Source organism: Candidatus Binatia bacterium (genome assembly GCA_036382395.1).
GTDB lineage: Bacteria > Desulfobacterota > Binatia > HRBIN30 > HRBIN30 > JAGDMS01.
Genome location: DASVHW010000100.1, coordinates 1 through 3,198 on the forward strand (window position 1 = coordinate 1; position 3,198 = coordinate 3,198).

The 3,198-nt window shown below is 62.9% G+C and carries 2 protein-coding genes; one reads left to right on the forward strand and one right to left on the reverse strand.

Features of this window, described 5'->3' with window-relative positions; translation table 11 throughout:
* Positions 1–401: 401 nt before the first annotated feature.
* Entirely contained in the window at positions 402–1,328 is a 927-nt protein-coding gene (locus VF515_04795; GenBank protein HEX7406954.1) for a 4Fe-4S dicluster domain-containing protein, read from the reverse strand.
* Positions 1,329–1,494: 166 nt separating this feature from the next.
* Between VF515_04795 and VF515_04800 the strand changes: the two genes are divergently transcribed.
* Positions 1,495–3,198, forward strand: a complete 1,704-nt coding sequence (locus VF515_04800; protein HEX7406955.1) for an aldehyde ferredoxin oxidoreductase C-terminal domain-containing protein — start codon at positions 1,495–1,497, stop codon at positions 3,196–3,198.

Sequence of the window (3,198 nt, forward strand, 5' to 3'; positions counted from 1 at the left end):
TACCCTGAAGGGGTTGCGCTCGACTCGACCTGCGGACACCATTCCGCCGGAGGCTAGCTCAACCGGAGGCCTACAACGTGACGCCTATAGGTCCGTGTGAGACCGAGGCGGGGACCGGACGCAACCCTTTCAGGGTTGAAAACCGTTCGGACCATCGACCCAGGGTAGCTTCGCAACCCTGGGCTATGATGCATAACGCCTTCGGCGTAAGGAATCGTCCCATGTCGGTTCTGTCGCTTATGGGCCAACGCCCTGGGAGACGGGCGGCGCATGTTCATGGGCAGTAGACGCCATCTTTTCCGGCGCCGTATCGAAGGGTGCCCGCCCAGCAGGACGCTTGCGTTGGTGGCCTTTCCGAGGCGGATCGGATTTGCTGAGATCCGCCTCGCGCTACGAGCGCGTCACAGCTGGGCCTTCAGGACGTCCAGATCCAACGGATCGCCTTTGGAGAGCTCCCGTCGCAGGTGCAGGGCCTCCACCGGGCAGGCGTCTTCGCAGACGCCGCAGCCCATGCACTTGATCATGTTGATGACCGCTGTCCCGCCATCTTCGCTCATGCTGATGGCGGCGAACTTACACGTGCCCTCGGCGCACACCCCGCAGCCGTTACACTCTTCGTTGACCTCCGCCACATAGCCGGACGGGGCAAGCAGGGGAAGGTTCCCCTCGAACTGATTCCACATCCGCACGCCCATGCAGCAGCAGCCGCAGCAGTTGCAGATGGCATCCAATCTGTTGCCCGCCGCGTGCTCGAAATATGCGGTGTGCACGAAGCCCTTCTCGTGACAGGATTCGAGGATCTTGACGGCCTCGTCCTGCGAGATGCGGTGATAGGACGCGTTCTGCTCGTCCATGAAGGTCGCCCAGGGGTCCCCGAGAAACATGCAGACGTCCTGCTGGCCGGGAGGAAGACACGGGTTCGGCGAAGCCGAGCGGCAGGGGCACGTTCCCACCACAATCGAGCTGGGGTTCTCGATGATGATGTCGCGAGCGATTTTGAACGGCACGACACGCTCCGGCGGGGAGAGGTGCACGTCCTCTTTGAGGGTAACCAGTTTCCGCACATCTTGCGGCCGCATCACTTTGCCATGATACAGGCTGGTCTCGGCGCTCATGGCGCTCTCACTGACCTGCCACGCCACGGCGTGGAGCATTTCCTCGATCGCAGGGTCGAGCGGCGGAAGCTTCTTGGGTTCGAGTCCCGCGCTTTCCAGAGCCTTGTTGAAGAAGTATTCGGTGTACTTCAGGTAGAGGTAGCCGGCCCAGAAATCGCCCTTCTTGTCCGGAGGAAACGCATCGAAGAGTTCCTTGGTGATTTTGTGGTGCATGAAGGCCTCCCGTGATCAGTCTAGCGGCTCGTTGACACAATCCGGCAACCGATGCAACCGACCGGTGAGTGCACCAGATGCGGAGGCGTCGGCCGCTGCATCCGATGAGATGGCCTTTTCAGCGGGGCTTGCGCTATGATAACCGGCATCGCGACGGAGGGTGAAGATGGACAAGATTGTGCGCGTCAATTTGACGAACCTGACAGTGAAGGAAGAGCCGTTTCCTGAGGAGTGGATTCTCCTCGGTGGCCGCGCCCTTTCAGCCAAGATTCTGCTGAAAGAGGTGGATCCGAAGTGCGATCCGTTGGGGCCGGACAACAAGGTGATCTTCGCGCCGGGCGTGCTGTCTGGCTCGGTTGCCCCGACTTCGGGCCGCATGAGCGTGGGGGCCAAGAGCCCACTCACCGGCGGCATCAAAGAGGCCAACTCGGGCGGACAGGCCGGACAAAAACTCATGCGGCTCGGCTATCGCGCCATCATTGTCGAAGGAAAAGCCAAGGACCCGGCGAAGCGGTACCTCGTCTTTGTCCACAAGAGCGGGGTCGAAATCCGCGAGTGCCCGGAACTCAAAGGCCTGCGGACCTATGCTGCTTCCGAGAAGCTCGGCACCCAGTTTGCGCCGCGCGCGGCCTTCGTCCTCTGCGGGCCGGCGGGAGAGCTGGGTCTCACGGGGGCCAGCGTTGCCCTGACCGACGAGGGCCCGCGGCATCCGTCCCGCCACGCGGCGCGTGGTGGACTGGGCGCCGCGATGGGCACGAAAGGGCTAAAGGCGATCGTCGTCGACGACACGGGGACACAAGCCCGAGTGGCGAAGGACAAGGAAACTTTCAAGACGCTCGCCATGCGCATGACCAAAGAATACAAGGCCGGCCCACAACACTTCCAGTTCGGTACCTCCACCACCGTTCCGGTGGCCAACATGATGAGCACGCTCCCCACACGTAACCGGCGAGAGATGCAGTTCGAGGGTGCGGACTCGCTCAACGGAATGCACGTCGTCGAGAACTACGCGACACGCGGCGGCGCCCAGCACAACTGCATGACCGGCTGCATCGTGCAGTGCTCCAACACGGTCAACGACCCCGACGGGAAGTACGTCACCTCCGCCATGGAGTTTGAAACTGTCGCCTTGTGCGGTTCCAACTGCGGCATTGCCGACCTCGACAAGGTGGCCAGGATCGACCGCTTGTGTGACGATCTTGGGCTCGACACCATCGACACCGGCGGGGCGCTGGCATTGGCGATGGACTGCGGCGCCCTCGCCTTCGGTGATGCCGACGCGGCGATCGCTCTTCTCGACAAGGTCGACAAGGGCGATGAGCTGGCCGAGACCATCGGACGTGGCGTGGTGGCGGTCGCCAAGCGCTTCAACGCCCAGCGGGTGCCAGCCATCCGCGGGCAGGGCATCCCGGCGTGGGAGCCGCGTACCCTCCAGGGCACCGGTATCTCTTATGCCACAAGTGCCATGGGCGCCGATCACACCGCTGGCTTCGTGATCATGCCGGTCGACGACCTGGCGAAGGCTTCGCAGGAGGCCCAGCTGATCGCCGCGCTCTGCGACTCCAGCGGATTCTGCCAGTTCGAGCAGCCCACCATTGATGAGATGCGGGCGATGTACTCCGCCATGTACGGCGGCGAGCTGAGCTTCGAGGACGCGGCGAATATCGGTTGGCAGTGCATGCAGGACGAGTGGGAGTTCAACCGGCGCGCCGGCTTCGGTCCGGAGGACAACGATCTCCCCGAATGGATGCGCACCGAGCCGGTGCCTTCAACCGGTGTGGCGTTCTCCGTGCCCAAGGAGGAGATCATGCGGGTATTCCAGCGCATGCCGATCTCGGACGAGCTGCGCCTGATGAAGGCGATCGGTTAG

Excerpts from the sequence above, each read along its gene's own strand:
- VF515_04800 (HEX7406955.1), top strand. The coding sequence starts at position 1,495 with ATGGACAAGATTGTGCGCGTCAATTTGACGAACCTGACAGTGAAGGAA.
- VF515_04795 (HEX7406954.1), bottom strand. The coding sequence starts at position 1,328 with ATGCACCACAAAATCACCAAGGAACTCTTCGATGCGTTTCCTCCGGAC.